This is a genomic window from Planctopirus hydrillae, from assembly GCF_001707835.1.
Taxonomy (GTDB): domain Bacteria; phylum Planctomycetota; class Planctomycetia; order Planctomycetales; family Planctomycetaceae; genus Planctopirus; species Planctopirus hydrillae.
Window position 1 is genome coordinate 274,651 of record NZ_LYDR01000039.1, and the last position, 18,016, is coordinate 292,666.

The window sequence follows — 18,016 nt, forward strand, 5'->3', positions numbered from 1 at the left end:
AGGGACCCTATAGTTCTTTAAGATTGCCTTGCTCTCATTTTAACTCGGATTGATTACTGCATCGATTACTGCCAGATCGCTTGAATTGCTGTGGAATTCGCGCCGGATTGAAGGAATTGCCATCATGACCATGTCAAAGCCCCCTGTGCTGGAACAACCCATCCAGGGAGGAAGTCTGCTGGCAGCTCTGGACAGCTTACTGGCCGATGATCTTGCTGCCGTCGAGCGCATTCTCTGGAACGAACTGGAAAGCGATCAGCCTTGCGTGAAGGATATTCTCCAGCATGCCACCCGTTTTCGTGGCAAGCGATTACGACCGATTCTGGTTCTGCTCACGGCCCGGGCCTGTGGTGAAGTGAACGATACACATCGCCTGCTGGCGGCTGTCGTCGAGATGATCCACATCGCCACCTTAGTTCACGATGATGTCCTCGACGAAGCGTCGACACGCCGGCATGTCGCAACCGTCAATGCACGATGGAACAACGAGACCAGCGTGCTGTTTGGCGATTATCTGTTCACACATGCATTTCATCTGGCGAGTGAGCTTCCAACTTCACATGCCTGCCGGATCATCGGGCGAGCGACGAATAAGGTCTGCGAAGGAGAACTCACGCAGATTCATGAGCGTGGTAATCTCGATTTGAATGAAGAGACGTACTTCAAGATCATCAATGGGAAAACGGCAGAACTGACGGCTGTCAGTGCCTATCTGGGGGCTCATTACGCCGACCAGCCCGCCGAAGTGGTGAATGCTGTCGAAGCCTATGGTCGCAAGCTGGGTCTGGCATTTCAGATTGCCGACGATCTGCTCGATATTGTCGGAGTCGAAAAGAAGACCGGCAAGACCCTGGGATCAGACCTCAAGAAACAGAAATTGACGTTGCCAATCATCCGCCTGCTGGCAACCGCCACATCTGCCGATGCGACGATCATTCGTGAATTGCTCGCTCATCCTGAAGATGAGACAGCCGCGCAATTGCGGGAGTACCTGCACAAGAGCGATGCTCTCGAATACACATCACAAACGGCACACAAGCTGGTGGAAGAGGCTTGCGAGCATTTGAACGTGTTGCCTGAGAGTCAGGCACGCCACTGGCTCTGCGAGATTGCACGCTTCTCAGTGGAAAGATCATTCTAACGGGGGTGATCAGGCGTCATGCAAATTCCTCCCAGAGACGTTTGCATGACGCTGCAAGCTCATTTTTTCATGCGGCACCTCCTGGAGAGTCGCCAGACTTCTCCCGCGTGACGGGCAGCGATACGCTTCTTGGATACTGATTGAGTCAGTCGCGTAGAAGCCCGGTACGTTGTCAGTGGAGAGCAGCATGGCAGGCAGATCCCACAACGAATACCTTTTGCGGCCTACAGCAGCCGGCCTGTATTGCGAAAAGGGCGGATTCTACATCGATCCTGTGGCCCCGGTTGCCAAAGCGATCATTACCCATGCTCATGGCGATCATGCCACTCGCGGACATGCGAGCTACATTTCCAGCCGCAGTGGAACCGCACTGGTCAGGCACCGTGTCGGGGCACATGCCAAGATCACGAGTTGGGAGTATGGTGAAGTTCATCGCATGAACGATGTCTTCGTTTCATTACATCCGGCCGGGCATATCCTTGGCTCGGCACAGGTTCGCATTGAATGGCGTAGCACACGAGGCACAGAGGTCTGGGTTGTGACCGGGGATTACCGGCGGGAACCTGACCCCACATGTGAACCTTTTGAAATCATCCGATGCGATACGTTGATTACTGAGGCGACGTTTGCCCGTCCGCAATTTGTCTGGCCGACCACTCAGTCGCAGTTGGATCGACTGGAGCAATGGTGGCAAGGGAATCAACAGCGGGGTTTTGCCAGTTTTCTGTATGTGTATGCACTCGGTAAGGCACAGCGGATTCTGGCAGCACTGAACCCGGATTGCGGGCCGATTTTTGCTCCGAAAGTCGTGCGTGAGATCAGCCAGATTTATCGGGATGCCGGAGTGGCTTTGCCCATTGAGCGAGATCCATTTGTCGAGATGACGCCGGAACTCTGGTCGCGGGCACTGATCGTTTTGCCTCCCTCTTCAAAGCGACCACTGATGATTCCCACAGCCGGGTCATCGGCGACGGCCTTTGCTTCGGGTTGGATGCTCGATCCCGAGGAGCAAGAGCGGCGACAGGTGGATGCCGGGTTTGTGATTTCTGACCATCCGGATCATCTGGAGATTCTTCGGACTGTGGAAGAGACCTGTGCCCGCCGAGTGTTTGCCACTCATGGAGAAACAGGCTGGCTTTGTGAAACCCTGAATTCACGAGGAATCGAAGCACATGACCTCGATACCCTGCGTGTCGCACGCGGTGCCAGACCAGGGGAATCGTGGTGGTTACCCGTGAACGACCAGCCCCAGTAATCCGGCAGCCCCAATCATCAGGTCGATCCCAGTCATCGGTCAAATGATGAACAGGCAGAGGTGGGAATCGGGCGGAACAACTCGTTGGCGTTCACAAAACCATGAACAGATCGCCAGATTTCTGTTTCATCACTTTTCAGGGAGACTTGTGTTGTTCATGATGTAACAAAGGCAAAGGTCGAAGGATTCTTTCGGCCAGAGTGGCTGCAGGGATGGACACCACGATGAATGAGGATCTCGCACGCATGACCCACCCCAATGACGACTTTCGTCTGGAATGGCATGGCAACACGGTTGTCATCACCCCGACAGGTAATGTCGAGGGTATGAACTGGGAATTGATTGAGCAGGCTGCCGAGGTTGTTCTTGGGCCGATTCGCGAGCAGCACGCTGCTCCGATGGTCGTGTTCGATCTGGCACAGATGAATTACTTTGGCAGTGTGTTTCTGGCACTGCTGCTGCGTTGCCATAAGAATGTGCGCAGCCGTGGTGGCGAACTGGTGCTCTGCGGCCTTTCGGAGACTGCTCGCGAGCTACTCAAAATCACGGCTCTCGATACGGTCTGGGCCATCTACGATTCCAAGGAAGCTGCCCTAAAGGCTGTCGATAACTAGGCGTGGATCCGGAGTATCGACGAGTTTCATATTCGACTCGATCAGCGAGTATGTGCCAAATAGAAAGCCGGGCTTGAGGAGACCTCAGGCCCGGCTTTGTGATTGGAGAGAAGCGGATTCTGCGGGAGATTACTTCTTCACATCGCAAGTCTCGCCATTGACGAAGAAAGTTCGGCGGGCAATCTCCTGGCCTGCCGAGCGAATCACGATCTGATGCCGACCACTCTGGACATTTTCGCAGAGTGGCCAGTTGAAGTTCGCACGGTTCATTTCTCGAGTGGCCACCACTTCCTGTACCCCTTCGATCTGCCCTTCTTCATTGAGGATCAGGCATTCCAGATACATATCTTCGTGGGGTGGCAGAAGCTGGCACTGGACGATCATGGTTTCGCCAATCTGATAGTACTGTTTGCGGATCGCAAGTTGATCGGCAACCAGAAGTGTGCCGACGTCGATCGCAAAGAACTTATCCACTTCTCGAAACTTAGGTGCTGGAGAGAGAAACTTTTTGGCCACAGCCTGATCCATCGGCTCCAGCACCATCGGGCCCTCAGGACGACGAACGCCATAACGATCGGCCTGATATTCCGTGGCGACCCCCATCAATGCCAGGCAGGCACAAGAGGCTCCCCAAAGACCAGTCTGACGAATCACCCGGGCATAACCCGCTTCTTGAGGTTTTGAGATGCGCCGACTTTGAAACGAGAACGCCTTGATGGTCGCCGTGGAATACAGGGAAGCGATCCAGTTTCGCAGGTGGAGTTTCCGCATGATCCAGCGGCCATGCGAGGCGAGCCACCTGGCATCGTTATCGTTCATGAAGGCCATATAGCAGGCAAAGCAGACCGGTGGGAAAGAGAGCAGCCCCAGTGTGAAGAAGGTGGCCACATGGAAGATCACGCCCAACGTCAGGAAAATCATCCGCGGGACACCACGCCACGCCAGCACGATAAACATGATTTCCCAGATCACCGCGATGTAGCACATCACGACAATGACCGCCGGATACATGCTGATGAAGGCGCCGACCGGATGCTCATAATTGAGTTCTGTCAACATCCACCACTGGAGCTGATCACCAGAGAAAAATGTCGGCGTATGAATTTTGGTAATGGCGGCACCAAAGTAGACCGTACCAATCATGATTTGGATACAGCGTCTGGGCCAGGCGTAACCTTGAGGGAGATCTTCAATTGTCCGGCCCAGCCAGGGGTTCGCTGGTGCAGTGCGTTTGAGCCATGCATCGACAGAGAAAACATCACCACAGCGGGAAAGCGTGAGTAGCAGCAGGATATGTGTTGCAATGACCGAATACTTGGTCAAGGTTGTGACGTAGTCGATATTGCAGAAATAGATGAACAGCAGATTGGCGACAATCAGCGACATGCGGGTCTTCCAACCCACCATGGCGGTCAACAGGGCAAAGAGCATGATGGCAAACAGTGCTGCGACCACACTTCCAGGAAAAATGGGAAAGAGTTCTCCAAACCCGAAGTTCACGCTGATCTGGGCAGGCGCACCATCTGTTGAGTAGATCTCGCGAACGTACTTCCATCGATCCAGCATGACGATGAAAACTGTGGCACAGATGACAATTCTCGTCAGTGCCACGCCAATTGGCGATTCTTTGGCAAAGAAGAAATCATTCAACTGCTCCTTCTGCTGCCGAAGAAGTTCACTGATCGAACGAGTGCTGTTAACGATCGCACTGTCATGAGAAAGCTGAGACATTATAGACACCTCGATCCGGGTGTGGTCGATCTAATCACGATGGTCGAATCACTGTGATCAAAAGCCCTGAGCGGTTAGCAGAAACTGTTCATCAGGAAAAGCAGGTCATCAGGAACTGCCTGCGAGTCGTTGATATTTTCCGAAAACGGCAGTCATTACGTTCAAATACCGCCAGAACTACTCGCTTGTGGTGTATCCGGTCCGCTGAATGCCGGAATCGGATGTCCCCTGCGAGTAAGAAAATGCGGATTGCCTGAGTTCCGGATTCACGGCATAGAACGGCTTGCCACGTCTTGAATCCGCCTGCAGCCTGGGATTGGCATGCACTGTTTGAGCATAGAGCCACGAAGGATAATTGGGTTGATCAACAACAACCGTTGAATCCGGATTTACAATCATGCGGCGAGTGTGATAGCTGAATTTCTCTTTGGGTTCTTCAAAGCGGGACGCCCAGAGATAATCGGGAATGTTGTATTTCTTGGGCCAGGCCTCTTCGATGATATGCACACATTGAATGGGTTCGTGCTGGGTATGCTTGAGAACATTCATAGCGATGGGGCCAAAAGCATTGCCTACTGAATCATAAGTGGCCCGGGTGGGGCTGCCAAAAAGCTGGACATCGCCCCAGGGGCCATGAGTCACGTCGTAATAAGTGCCGCTTTCTCCTTCGGCAATGAAGTGGTACCGATATTCATGCGCTGACCAGCCGCAGAACATATCCCACACAAAGTAATACATCACCGGGTTGGAAAGATTCCCGACACCAAAGGTGTGGGCGAGAACTCCCAGCGAGAGCATCGAGAAGTAGACGGTCATGAAACCGATTGCCAGTCGCTTGGCCATCGCGGGTTCCTTCCCTGCGAACGGATACTGATTGAGCCGATCTCTGCCTGAACTCCCCAGGCCCGTAACCGGGTCTTGAAAGTTCTTCGGGAGAAAGATCAGCCTTTGACTCTTCGGGCCAGCTCAGACGATTCCCTGACACGGAGTCGCAGTGAACTGGTCGAGGCCGATTTTTCGCATGAGGTGGAAAAACGGTCAAGACGGGGTCTTGGCCCTTCGGTCCATAAAACCTCGTTAATGGCATAATTTCGCAGAAATGAGAACTCAATGAGCCCATTCTCACAGTTCTGCCTGTGAAAACTCTCACTTGATAGGCTCGCCAGCATCGCCTGCAGAGTGGGAGTTGGAGAACTCATTGCTCATACGCATGTCAGAAATCAATGGCGTGTTGAGAATCGTTCAGACATGCTTGCTCCGGGCCGCAAGCATGGCACACAGAGCGCTGGTAAATCGTGGAATCGATGTTAAGCACTCAACCTCATCACAAAAGTTAAACCACTCCAGAACTCTGGAAGATGGGGAGCATGAGGGCGATCAATAGGAACAGAATCGCCCCAGCCATGACCACGAGCATCAGGGGTTCCAGTAGCCGAACGACCAGATCCAGTTGGCGGTTTGTGGCTTTTTCCATCTTGTCGGCGACACCGATGAGCACATTCTCCAGATTGTTGGCCTCTTCGCCGACGGCAATCATTTCCAACACGTCTGTGGGAAACTGCTTCGAAGCCGCCAGTGGCTGAGCGAGTGCTTTACCACTGGAGACATTCTCAGCCGCTTTGGCAATGGCATCACTCAGCACGCGATTTCCAGTCGCATCTTTGGCGATGTTCAGCGCCTGCAGCAGGGGGACACCATTGTGGAGCAATGTTCCCAAGACCCGGCAAAAGCGGGAAATCCCTAAACTGCGGGTGACATACCCAATGCCGGGAGCTTTCAGCTTCACCTGATCGAGCAGGATCTGCCCTTCGGGTGTGGCCAGACCATACTGCACGCCGACAATCGCGGCACCAATTGCCAGCAGGACGGCCCACCACCATTTCTGCAGGATATTACTGATCGCCAGGAGAACTGTGGTTGCCCAGGGTAAAGAGCCTGTCTGCTTCATCGAATCGAACATGGGCTCAAAGCCAGGAACGAAGAAGATAATCATCCCGACGACGACAATCGTTCCCAGTACCATGAGAACCAGCGGATAGGACATCGCGGCGACGACTTTGGACTTCAATTCTTCCTGATGCTCTGTGAAAACCGCCACTCGGGAAAGTGAATCTTCCAGGAAGCCCCCTTCTTCACCAGCATGCACAATGCTGACAGTGAGCTTATTGAAGGCGTTCGGGTGCTCTTTCATCGAATCGGCCAAACGACCACCGTCGGCGACCCGGCCGCGCACACCTTCGAGGACGCGTTTGAGTGCCTGATTTTTTGTTTGCCTCTCCAGCAGTTCGATCGATCTCAGGAGTGGAACACCCGCTCGCAGCAGGTCGCTCATCTGCGAGAATAATGTGGCCAGCATGCGGGGAGGAATCCGGCGTGATGCCAATCGCTGCTCGACCTGAGTCGATTGCACAGGAGCAATCTTGACGGTGAACAGGCTCCTGGCTGCGAGAGACTGAAGGGCTTCGCGTTCGCTCTGTGCAGAGAGAGTTCCCACGATCTGCCGACCGGAAAGTTCGCGGGCCACATACTGAAACTCAGGCATCGTTCAACTCGTCCGTCTCAATCAATCGAGTCTTTGGGGGGCAATCAAATCTGCCAGGGGGCAACGATTTCAAGGCAACCACTTTTGGTGAAATAACGAATCCAGACGAGCCACCTCTCTGAGCTACGATCAAAGGCTACGATCAATGGCTGTGATCCTTGTTTGTCGAGTTTTCTGGCCTGCACAGAAATCACGGTTCCACGAGCTTAACCCTTCAGGACTCAAACCGGCTCTGAAAAACTGAGGAATTCAGCGGCTTTTCAGGCAGATTGCTCGATTTCAGCGACCTTTTCGGGAATCTCGCCGAGATTGTTCACACAAGGGTATCGATCAAAATCAACCAGTCCATGCGGGAACAATGGCACATTTGTGCATGATGCCAGAAACTCCCGGGCGAGTCGATCCTGTGGCTGCCAGAGCTTCTGCTCGAATGATCTCCAGTGAACCAGGAGTCCCTGCATTCCCAGTTCACTGGCAGGAAGCATGTCGTTATCGACTCGATCACCAATCATGAGAGATTCACCCGGATGACAACCTGCCTTCTTTAAAGCCCACTCAAAGATCTGGCGATCCGGCTTGGAACATCCCAGTTCATCGCTGATACCAACAAGATCGAAATACTCCATCAATCCGCGCCGTTCGAGAGAAGGCCGGCAGGCTGTCGTCTGGTTCGCAATGATTCCCAGCCTGTATTGAGCACGCAAACCCTGCAACATCTCGATGGCATGCGGGTTGAGCAGATGAAATTCGTCGTAACGATTTCTCAGTTCGTTCGAAACATACTGGCTCCAGGCGGAGTAGCGCTCTGTCGAGAGGCGTGACTTTGCGAGATGTGAGATGATCCATTGCCGGCCACGCTTCGCTTCGCCTTCGCGGGCCGACATTAACTCGCTGAATGTCTGCTGAGGATTGGTTTCCTGCAAGGCCTCAAACAATGACAAATAGCCAAAAAACGCCTGCTGATCGTCATTGAAAAGGACATTTCCAATGTCGAAGAAAATCCATTTCAGCATGTTCGATCAATCCATCAGCGATCGATTGAGAGACTCATAACGATCTTTGAGATATTGCCGTAATCGTTCGTCACCTTCCCGGAAGTGTGGCGCAATCTCGACGGCCCAGAACTCCACACCATGGCTCGAAGCTTGTGGAATTTTCACAAGGTCTTTCATGGTTGTCAGCAGCCACCGGGCCCCATGGGCATTGGCGAGCAGTCCCAGTTCATCGAGATCTTGTGGAGTATAGTGATGGTGGTCATCAAAAATCTGAAGTGTGCCCTTCATTTGCGCACTGGCAGCGGGCAACCAATGCTTTAATAGCTGTATAAAACCTGTGGGATTACCGATGCCGCAGAATGGCAGGTAAGCCACCGATTCCAATTCCGATAGCGATCGGGTTTCCCCTTGCATATTGATCAATCGCGAGGGGCGAAACTCGATTTCCAGAATGCGATCCTGGGGCACAAACTTCAGGAGTTTCTCCCGCAGACTGCTCAATTGTTGTTGACTCACCATCTCGCTGCGAGTGACGAGAAACCAGTCGGCACGCATCAATTGAGAAAGGGGCTCACGCAACATCCCTCGCGGTAACAGATAGCCGTAACCAAACGGGTGAGTGGCGTCGATGACGATCAGTTCGACATCACGGGCCAGTTGACGATGCTGCATGCCGTCATCAAGGACAATGGCGGGGCACTTCAAAGTCGGAACATGGAGAAGCGACGCCAGCCATTCAGCAGCAATTCTCGCCCGCTGTCGATTCTGCAGGTGAGGCACACCGGGACAGATCCGGTCGAGCACCGCTTTTTCGTCATTCGATCCCGCTGTGGTGGCTCCATAACCTCGACTCAAAATCGCGATTTGCGGTTGGTTTTCGGGTTTTTCACTCAGCAGAAGTGCGTGCAAGGCCTGCACGACCCAGCCCACAAGTGGCGTTTTTCCCGTTCCTCCCGTCGTAATGTTTCCCACACTCACCACAAAGGCCGGTAAACGCCGGGTCCGCAGCCAGCCCGTCTGATAAGCCACATTGCGGCACAGCACGACAACCCCATAAGCGAGGCTCAGAACCCACAAGCAGCGACGCAGCAACCTCGCTCGCCAAGAGCGATCTGCTCCCGATTGCACGCCATGGATCCACGACAGATTCATGCTCCCTCAATCATTCCTCAGGCCTCCGGCCAGTAATCTCTTCAACCTCATGGAGAATCCACAGCAGAAATCGATGCTTCAATGTCTGTCAGCAACACGTTGCACATCTCCAGGTGGAGTGTACCACAAGGCCAAGCCATAAATCTGTCGATGCACCGGGATCCATTCCACGAGACAGACAGTCTTCAAAACTTACCGCCAGTAGGTGCGATCCAACGCGCGGTAGTTGATGGCCTCTGAAAGATGATGAGCTTCGATTTGTGCAGTCCCTTCCAGATCGGCAATCGTCCGGCTGATTCGCAGCAGCTTATCGTGGGCTCTGGCTGAAAGGCCCATCGATTCCATAGCATGTTGCAGCAGTTGCTCGGCATCTTTCTTGAGCTTGCAGAACTTCCTGAGCTGTTGAGGAGCGAGCCGGGCATTCAGGGGTTGTCCCCCTTGTCTGGCCCTTTCCTGCTGAATTTCTCTGGCCGAAATGACCTGAGATCGCATCTGCTCGCTGGATGTTCCCGCTTGAGCATCTGAGAGATCTCGAAAGGGAACGGGCGGCACTTCAATATGGATATCGAGCCGATCGAGAAGTGGGCCGCTGATCTTTCCGAGATAACGTTCGACCTGAATGGGAGTGCAATTGCATTGCTTCCGAGGGTCGCCCCGATAGCCACACGGGCAGGGATTCATGGCTGCCACCAGCATGATGCTGGCTGGGAACGTGAGGCTGGCCAAGGCACGCGAGATCGTCACCCGCCCTTCTTCGAGTGGCTGACGGAGCACTTCGAGCGTTTTTCGATTGAACTCTGGAAGTTCATCGAGGAAGAGCACTCCATGATGGGATAACGAGAGTTCACCCGGTGTCGGCACGCTCCCGCCACCCACCAACCCCGCTTCACTGATGGTATGGTGCGGCGTGCGAAAGGGCCGATTCATCAAGAGAGGTTGTCCGGGTTGCAGGCGGCCAACAGAACTGTAAACCCGAGTTGTTTCGAGGCTTTCATCGGGCGAAAGCGGCGGCAAAATCGTCGCCAGCCGCGATGCCAGAAGAGTTTTGCCTGTTCCTGGGCTACCGATCATGAGCAGATGGTGCCCGCCGGCAGCAGCGACGACGACGGCTCGCTTGGCACTCTCCTGCCCTTTGACATCTGAGTAATCGACAGTGTACTGGCCATATTCCTGCTGAGCCTTCGTCCATGAAAATGGGGCTGGTTCGATCGCCAGGTGCCCGGTGAGGAAACCCGCAGCTTCTGTGAGTGATCCCGCAGGAATCACCTGAATTCCTTCGACAACCGCAGCTTCCTGAACATTGGCGGCAGGGACAATCAAACCGCGACGCCCTTTCTGGCGACAGCTCAGTGCCATCGAAAGCACACCTTTGACTGGACGTAACGATCCATCCAGCGCCAGTTCACCCACAGCGTCAAACTCTTGCAGCAGGTCGGACTCCAGTTGCCCACTGGCGACAAGCATTCCTAAAGCGATGGGAAGATCAAACGAAGCTGCATCTTTGGGAAGATCGGCTGGCGAAAGATTGATCACGGTGTGGTCGACAGGCCGCTGATATCCACTGTTGACCAGTGCCCGTTCAATGCGATGAGTGCTTTCGCGAACAGCCGCCTCCGCCAGACCAACCAGAGTCGTTTTGGGAAGAGCTCCCGGAGAAATATCGACTTCGACATCAATAGCGACGGCATCAATCCCCAGGAGGGAGTAAGTCATCAGCCGTGCCAGCATGTGCCGAGCCTTTCCTCAACCAGATTCTTCATCAAACCACCATGATCTTCGGGGCTTTGCCCTGATTGTTCAAACGAACAGATTGACCATTGTGACGACGACTATCAAGTGCGGAATTCTGGCAATCGAGTCGTAATCATTCAGGCCAGCCAGGCACACCCTGATCGGTCAAAGAGCGCCGAATGCGTCTCGATCTCGGAGTAGTCGACATGCTCACTTGGATAAGTGGTTATACTTATAAGTCCAGGGTGGTGGAAATGCGAGAAAAATGGCCTGTTGTGTATTCATAAGATCACATATTTGCTGTGAGGCTCCCGGAAAAAGGGGGCGAAAACAGACTTTCAACTCCTGCGGACTGTCAGACTTAACATTCCTTAATGCAAGCGTTTACAGGTGATTCTCTTTTTCCGCCACTTGCCGATTGGTCGATTGAGAAGTAAACTTCATATCAATGACCTTTTGATTGTTGATGTTTGTTTGCAGAAGAATTCAATCAAAAGATCGTGGTGGAGCGTATTGGTAGTCCTACTTACTTGATTCATTGATGTTATGGAGACTGCAACATGAAAAGACGCCTTGGATTTACGCTGATCGAACTTCTGGTCGTGATTGCGATTATCGCCATTTTGATTGCGCTGCTTTTGCCGGCTGTTCAGCAGGCACGGGAAGCAGCCCGTCGAACTCAGTGCCGCAACAACCTCAAGCAGTTAGGACTTTCGCTCCACAATTACCACGATGTTTTTGGCACGTTTGTCTTCCGTCGTGGTGGCACAGGTGGCCAGTGGGATGCCGTCCCCCGCAACAACAACGAACGTCGTAGTGGGGTGATCAGTCTGCTTCCCTACATGGATCAGGCACCCCTTTACAATCGAATCGAAGCTGGCGACCTGACAGGAACCACCAATAGCGGGACTGCCGTGGGGCCTGGTGGTAACCAGGCATGGACTTCCGGCCCAGGTGGCGGATGGTCGGTTTGGAACGTCGCTATCAATGGCTTGCAGTGCCCTTCGGATTCTTTCTCGGGGAGTGTGGGTTGCAACAATTACATGTTTTCGCTGGGTGATTCCGTCAACAATGCTGAGAATCTCCGAGATGTCCGTGGCCTGTTCGGTTATGCCAGCACCTATGGAGTGCGGGATTGCACTGATGGCACCAGCAATACCATCGCGATGGCCGAGAGATGCAAAGGAAATCAGCCTCCGATAACAAACAGCAATCGCCGGACGATTACTGGTACTGCCATGAATAAAACGGGTATCGCTGCCAATCCTTTGCAGTGTCGTAACCTGGCAGTCAATGGTGTGTATGCCGCTGCAGAGAACGTCAAGGAGCGAGCTGCAACATGCTGGACCGATGGTCGTCTCGAACGTTCCGGGTTCCAGACTGTTCTCCCACCCAATGGAACTTCCTGTGCCGAAGGTGGAGACACCAATGCCGATTCCTCCACAGCCATTATTACTCCCACCAGCTTCCACACAGGTGGTGTGCATGCCCTGATGGCGGATGGTGCCGTTCGCTTCATCAGCGAAAACATTGACACAGGTAACCTCGCGACTGGCCCAGCGACAGGGAACCCCAGCGGTCCAAGTCCTTACGGCGTCTGGGGTGCTCTGGGAACACGTGCTGGTGGCGAAGTGACCAGCGAGTTCTAACAGAACATTGCCAAGAGAAATCTGATCTCTCAATTCCTGTAAGAGCTGTGCCGAAAGGCCAGCTCTTATTTTTTCTCACCAGGAATCTGAACAGGCGAATCGTGTTCCGGAAAAATTTCGGCGAAATCAAAAAAATTCTCATCTCGACTTGTGGATTTGACAGATCAGTGTACTCTGATTTGTAGGTGAATGCACCAACAGAGACGCGTGTCTTCAACCGTCTTGACAAGCCATTCACTCATCCCGTCTTCCTTCGCCCATCTTGGTTCGTTCTGAACTTTTTCTCTATGGAGGTGACTATGTCACGTCGACGTCGGGGCTTCACGCTCATTGAATTGCTGGTCGTTATTGCCATTATTGCCATTTTGATTGCCTTGCTGCTCCCCGCAGTTCAGCAGGCGCGCGAGGCGGCTCGCAGAACTCAATGCCGCAACAATCTGAAGCAGCTAGGATTGGCGCTTCACAATTACCACGATGTCTTTGGCACGTTTGTCTATCGCAAAGGTGGGACTGGTGCCTATGGAGTTACCCCGCAGCAGAATTCTGGTCGCCGGAGTGGGTTGGTCAGCCTGCTGCCTTACATTGATCAATCACCACTTTACAACCGGATCGAAGCGGGTGACCTCACCGGCACAAGTTACGGTGGAACGGCTGTCGCTCCCGGCGGCCCTCATGGCTGGGCTGGCTGGTCGACATGGAATGTTTCGATTCCCGGTTTTCAATGCCCATCGGATGCTTATGCGACTCCCGTCAGCACACACAACTACATGTTTTCTGTAGGAGACACGATTCAGGATCCCAATAACACGGGAACATCGAATCATGATCTGCAGAACGTCAATGGCCTGTTTGCTAACCGTCGCTGCCTGGGTGTGCGTGATATTACCGATGGTACCAGCAACACTATTGCCATGAGTGAACGATGCCGGGCTAACTTTGGATTGGCGACCAACAGCAATCGCCTGGTCGTCGAGGGTCAAGCCATGAACAAGACCGGCCTGCAGGCGAATCCTTTGCAGTGCCGCAGCATTGCGACCAATGGCCGCTATAACGCTGCTGAAGAAGTCAAAGGCTATTCGGGAACTCGCTGGACTGACGGCCAGATTGAACGTTGTGGCTTTCATACCGTCTTGCCACCCAACTCTCCCTCGTGTGCCGAAGGGAATAATCCTAATGCGGATTCTCCCGTAAGTGTTATCACGCCCACCAGCCGACATACCGGCGGTGTCCATGCTCTGATGGCAGACGGTGCTGTTCGCTTTATCAGTGACAACATCGACACAGGGAATCTGGCCACCGGATCGACAATCGGCGGCCCCAGTCCTTATGGCGTCTGGGGTGCCTTGGGAACACGCGCCGGCGGCGAAACAACGGGTAACTTCTAGATCGTCAACAGTTAGCCATCGGTGAGGTGAAACAATTAAGTCTTCGGGGAGGTGATTCACTCACCGTCTGATCCCCCTGACGACACTTCTCAACCTGGTCTGAAAACCAACACTCAGGCACTCTCGCACAGCGGGAGTGCCTGTTTCATTTTTCCGAATGCGAAGTGCCGGTCATTAGTTTGGCCACCATTCGTGGCTGCTCCTCGTCTTTCCAGATTGGAAAAACACCGCACCACGATCTTCTGCAGCCACTCAGGTTTCCAAGCAAATCGGTGGGGGGGCATCCAATCCGTCTCGCAGTGCGAAAGCCTGAATGCGGTCAAAACCTCAGAGTGTACTCCGAGTCAACTGCGGGGAGTTTGCACGACAAAATTTCTTAGGTCGGCGGCAAAAAAGCTCATTCCATCTTGCGGATTTCAATTAACCGTCTAGCATCGCGGGGGTGGGTGTTTATATGTCCGATTGTACAAATCCTGATGCGACATCGAGCATTCGCTCACATTCTCTTCACCATTTCCTGTCTTTGTCCGTTCGGAACGTATTTCTGGAGAAAATCATGTTACGTCTGCGCCGAGGTTTCACACTGATTGAACTGCTTGTTGTTATCGCCATTATCGCCATTCTGATTGCCTTGCTCTTGCCTGCCGTCCAGCAGGCACGCGAAGCGGCTCGACGCACTCAGTGCCGCAACAATCTCAAACAACTCGGTTTGTCTTTACACAACTACCACGACGTGTTTGGCATGTTTGTCTACCGAAAAGGGGGAACCGGCGGCTCGACAAATCCTGCGCCTCGCCAGAATCAGAATCGCCGCAGTGGCTTTGTCAGCCTGTTGCCTTACTTTGATCAGGCACCGCTCTACAACCTCATTGAAGCGGGTGATCCTGCAGGAACGAGTTTCGGCGGGAATCCTGTAGCACCCGGAGGAGTCGCCGGTTGGGAAGGCTGGGGGCCGTGGAATGTTTCGCTGGCTGGCTTGCAGTGTCCCTCGGATCCATATCCGACTCCCTTGAGTTCGCACAATTACATGTTCTGTGTGGGAGATACCATTCAAGACCCGAACAACACCGGAACATCAAATCATGACCTGCAAAACGTGAATGGTCTGTTTGCCAACCGTCGTTGTTTTGGAGTTCGGGACGTCACTGATGGGACCAGCAATACCATTGCCATGAGCGAACGTTGCCGGGCAGACTTTGGCTACACCGCCAATAGTAATCGTCTCGTTGTGGAAGGCATGGCGATGGATGTTCCGGCTGGTACACTCCGCACAAACCCCTTGCAGTGCAGGACTTTAGCCACTAACGGCCGCTACCCCACCGGGAATTCAAAAGGTCGTTCAGGGACTCGCTGGACTGACGGCCAGATTGAACGTTGCGGCTTCCATACGGTACTGCCACCCAACTCGCCGGCCTGTGCTGAAGGAACCAATACGAATGCTGACTCCGCAGTAAGCGTAGTTACACCCACCAGCCGTCACACGGGCGGCGTTCACGCACTGATGGCTGACGGGGCTGTCCGCTTCATCAATGAGAATATCAATTCGGGAGACCTGGCAACCGGTTCAACAATTGGTGGCCCCAGCCCCTATGGAATCTGGGGTGCTTTGGGGACACGTGCTGGTGGTGAATCGACAGGTGACTTCTAAACCACTGATAGCGAGTTTCTCAGACTCCTGACTGCATCATATGACTCTTCCAACCTCTGGCTTCCTCAAAGCCAGAGGTTGATGTTTTTCTTGACAGGCAGGAATCGTTTGCCGTTCGAGACATTCCTTGCCACAATGGCGGTTTGCTCCCGCGCCAATGGCGACAACCTGACTCGATGGGTTGCGGGATGAACTTACTGACTGCGGAAATTCTTTCGTCATGACAGCGACCGTCCAGCCTGATGCCGCCACTTCGTTGCAATCCGAACTTGTTCTGGTGCTTGACTTTGGCTCACAGACAGCCCAGCTCATTGCACGTCGTATCCGTGATCTGAATGTCTTCTGCCAGCTTGTCCGGCACGATATCTCTGCCGAGCGGGTCAAAGAACTGGCGCCTCGCGGAATTATTCTCTCCGGTGGACCGGCCAGTGTTTACGGAGAAAAAGCTCCCAAATGCGACCCGGAAATCTTCAATCTCGGAATCCCCGTTCTTGGAATCTGCTACGGCATGCAACTGACTTGCCAGGCACTGGGAGGCGTGGTTCAGGCCGGTACGACACGCGAGTTTGGCCGGACGGAACTGAAAACACTGGAAGATCATCCGCTCGTCGCAGGATTGCCAGCTACCAGTACCGTCTGGATGAGCCATGGCGATCAGGTGCAACAGGCCGGTGATGAATTTATTCCGATTGCCAGCACACATTCCTGCCCCATGGCGGCTGTGCGGCACCGATCCCGGCAGATCTTTGGTCTGCAGTTTCACCCCGAAGTCACGCATTCAGAATACGGGAAACAGCTTCTCGAAAACTTTCTGCGAAAGTGCTGCGGGTGTGCCGGAACCTGGCAGATTGAATCGCTGATTGAGCAACAGGTGACTGCCATTCGTGCCAGGGTCGGCAACAGCCGGGTCATCTGTGGATTATCGGGCGGCGTTGATTCCTCTGTGGTGGCTGCACTGCTTTACAAGGCGATTGGTTCACAACTTTCGTGTATCTTTGTGGATAACGGTCTGCTGCGAAAAGGCGAGTGCGAAAAGGTTCGCGAACGATTTCAGAATCATTTCAAGACCGATCTGCATGTGGTCGATGCCAGTCATCGCTTCTTATCGGAACTGGCGGGAGTGGTCGATCCGCAGCAGAAGAGAAAGATCATTGGTCGGGTGTTTATCGAAGTTTTCCGTAAAGAAGCGGAATCAATTACTGATGCCCGTTTTCTGGCTCAGGGAACTCTTTACCCGGATGTGATTGAATCCGGTGGCTCACCGGATGGCCCCGCAGCCACGATTAAGTACCATCACAATGTGGGTGGTTTACCCGAACAACTGGGGTTTGAGCTGATTGAACCTCTTCGTGACCTGTTCAAAGACGAAGTTCGCCGGATGGGCCTCGCTTTAGGGTTATCGGAAGAACTGATCTGGCGACATCCCTTCCCTGGCCCGGGGCTGGGTGTTCGCTGCCTGGGGGGAATCACTTCCGAGCGATTGCATGCCTTGCGTGAAGCGGACGCGATTGTGCTCGAAGAACTTCGTAAAGCCGGTCTCTATCGAACGATCCAGCAGGCCTTTGCCGTGATTCTCCCGGTTCAATCGGTCGGTGTGATGGGTGATGGTCGTACGTACGAAGAAACGATTGCTGTGCGAGCTGTGACCACTGACGATTTTATGACAGCCGACTGGTATCCACTCCCTTACGACCTGATGCGAATCATCTCGACGCGGATCATCAATGAGGTTCGCGGCGTGAATCGAGTGGTTTACGATATCAGCTCGAAACCACCCAGCACGATCGAATGGGAATGATCCCTGGTTCTTGATCGCGACCCGCCCTGAAGACCGCTCTTGCGGTCTTCTTGTTTTATGGGCTGAAACGATTCTTCCAGATGAAGACATCGGGCAACATTCTGTTCAGCCCCATCGACGCAATTGACAGTTTTCAAAGTGCAAACCGTTTCAACTTGTGGGTTGCAGCGCGCCCACAACCTTATTCCGTGTGTTGCCAATTCTCAACTTTCGAAAGAATTCACCCAGTTTTCTCGTGGGAATCCTCTCAGGAGGATGTTGCCAAATCACCACCCAGCGATTTGGCACAAAGGCTGCCTTAGGAAGTGGCACCTGACGAGTAGCCAACAATTGCGACAAGGTGTTGCGATTCACTGTCAATTGCTCGTCCCATGT

Annotated in this window: 13 protein-coding genes; 7 read left to right on the forward strand and 6 right to left on the reverse strand. The window is 53.5% G+C overall.

The genetic code is table 11. The features are described 5' to 3' along the window. The first annotated feature begins 124 nt into the window (after positions 1–124). The 3 genes from A6X21_RS04230 (at position 125) to A6X21_RS04240 (ending at position 3,010) form a co-directional block, all read left to right on the forward strand. Positions 125–1,141, forward strand: coding sequence for a polyprenyl synthetase family protein (locus tag A6X21_RS04230; protein WP_205847385.1), 1,017 nt, complete (start codon positions 125–127; stop codon positions 1,139–1,141). Between the two features lie 187 nt (positions 1,142–1,328). Further along, positions 1,329–2,396 (forward strand): ligase-associated DNA damage response exonuclease, encoded by a 1,068-nt coding sequence (locus A6X21_RS04235; RefSeq protein WP_068846243.1) that lies wholly within the window; start codon positions 1,329–1,331, stop codon positions 2,394–2,396. A 224-nt stretch (positions 2,397–2,620) separates the two neighbouring features. After that, positions 2,621–3,010, forward strand: a complete 390-nt coding sequence (locus A6X21_RS04240; RefSeq protein WP_013108436.1) for an STAS domain-containing protein — start codon at positions 2,621–2,623, stop codon at positions 3,008–3,010. Positions 3,011–3,139: 129 nt separating this feature from the next. On the opposite strand, the gene A6X21_RS04245 is transcribed toward A6X21_RS04240, so the two are convergent. From A6X21_RS04245 to A6X21_RS04275, 6 genes are all read right to left on the reverse strand, one after another. Further along, positions 3,140–4,741: an HTTM domain-containing protein gene (locus A6X21_RS04245; protein WP_068846244.1), complete on the reverse strand. Its 1,602-nt coding sequence runs from the start codon at positions 4,739–4,741 to the stop codon at positions 3,140–3,142. Between the two features lie 177 nt (positions 4,742–4,918). Next, entirely contained in the window at positions 4,919–5,584 is a 666-nt protein-coding gene (locus A6X21_RS04250) for a hypothetical protein (protein WP_068846245.1), read from the reverse strand. 490 nt (positions 5,585–6,074) lie between these two features. Continuing rightward, a complete protein-coding gene (locus tag A6X21_RS04260) occupies positions 6,075–7,283 on the reverse strand; it encodes a type II secretion system F family protein (RefSeq protein WP_068846247.1) in 1,209 nt (402 codons plus the stop codon). 260 nt (positions 7,284–7,543) lie between these two features. Beyond that, positions 7,544–8,296, reverse strand: a complete 753-nt coding sequence (locus tag A6X21_RS04265) for an HAD family hydrolase (protein WP_068846248.1) — start codon at positions 8,294–8,296, stop codon at positions 7,544–7,546. Positions 8,297–8,302: 6 nt separating this feature from the next. Beyond that, positions 8,303–9,430: a tetraacyldisaccharide 4'-kinase gene (gene lpxK, locus A6X21_RS04270; RefSeq protein ID WP_068846249.1), complete on the reverse strand. Its 1,128-nt coding sequence runs from the start codon at positions 9,428–9,430 to the stop codon at positions 8,303–8,305. 192 nt (positions 9,431–9,622) lie between these two features. Then, positions 9,623–11,158, reverse strand: coding sequence for a YifB family Mg chelatase-like AAA ATPase (locus A6X21_RS04275; protein WP_068846250.1), 1,536 nt, complete (start codon positions 11,156–11,158; stop codon positions 9,623–9,625). A 563-nt stretch (positions 11,159–11,721) separates the two neighbouring features. Here A6X21_RS04275 and A6X21_RS04280 point away from each other — a divergent pair. The 4 genes from A6X21_RS04280 (at position 11,722) to guaA (ending at position 17,641) form a co-directional block, all read left to right on the forward strand. Next, positions 11,722–12,810, forward strand: a complete 1,089-nt coding sequence (locus tag A6X21_RS04280; protein WP_068846251.1) for a DUF1559 domain-containing protein — start codon at positions 11,722–11,724, stop codon at positions 12,808–12,810. A 299-nt stretch (positions 12,811–13,109) separates the two neighbouring features. Further along, on the forward strand, positions 13,110–14,195 hold the full coding sequence (locus A6X21_RS04285) for a DUF1559 domain-containing protein (protein WP_068846252.1): 1,086 nt from the start codon (positions 13,110–13,112) through the stop codon (positions 14,193–14,195). A 556-nt stretch (positions 14,196–14,751) separates the two neighbouring features. Beyond that, entirely contained in the window at positions 14,752–15,843 is a 1,092-nt protein-coding gene (locus A6X21_RS04290; protein WP_068846253.1) for a DUF1559 domain-containing protein, read from the forward strand. Positions 15,844–16,063: 220 nt separating this feature from the next. Then, positions 16,064–17,641, forward strand: a complete 1,578-nt coding sequence (gene guaA / locus A6X21_RS04295) for a glutamine-hydrolyzing GMP synthase (protein WP_083233393.1) — start codon at positions 16,064–16,066, stop codon at positions 17,639–17,641. The last annotated feature ends 375 nt before the right edge of the window (positions 17,642–18,016 follow it).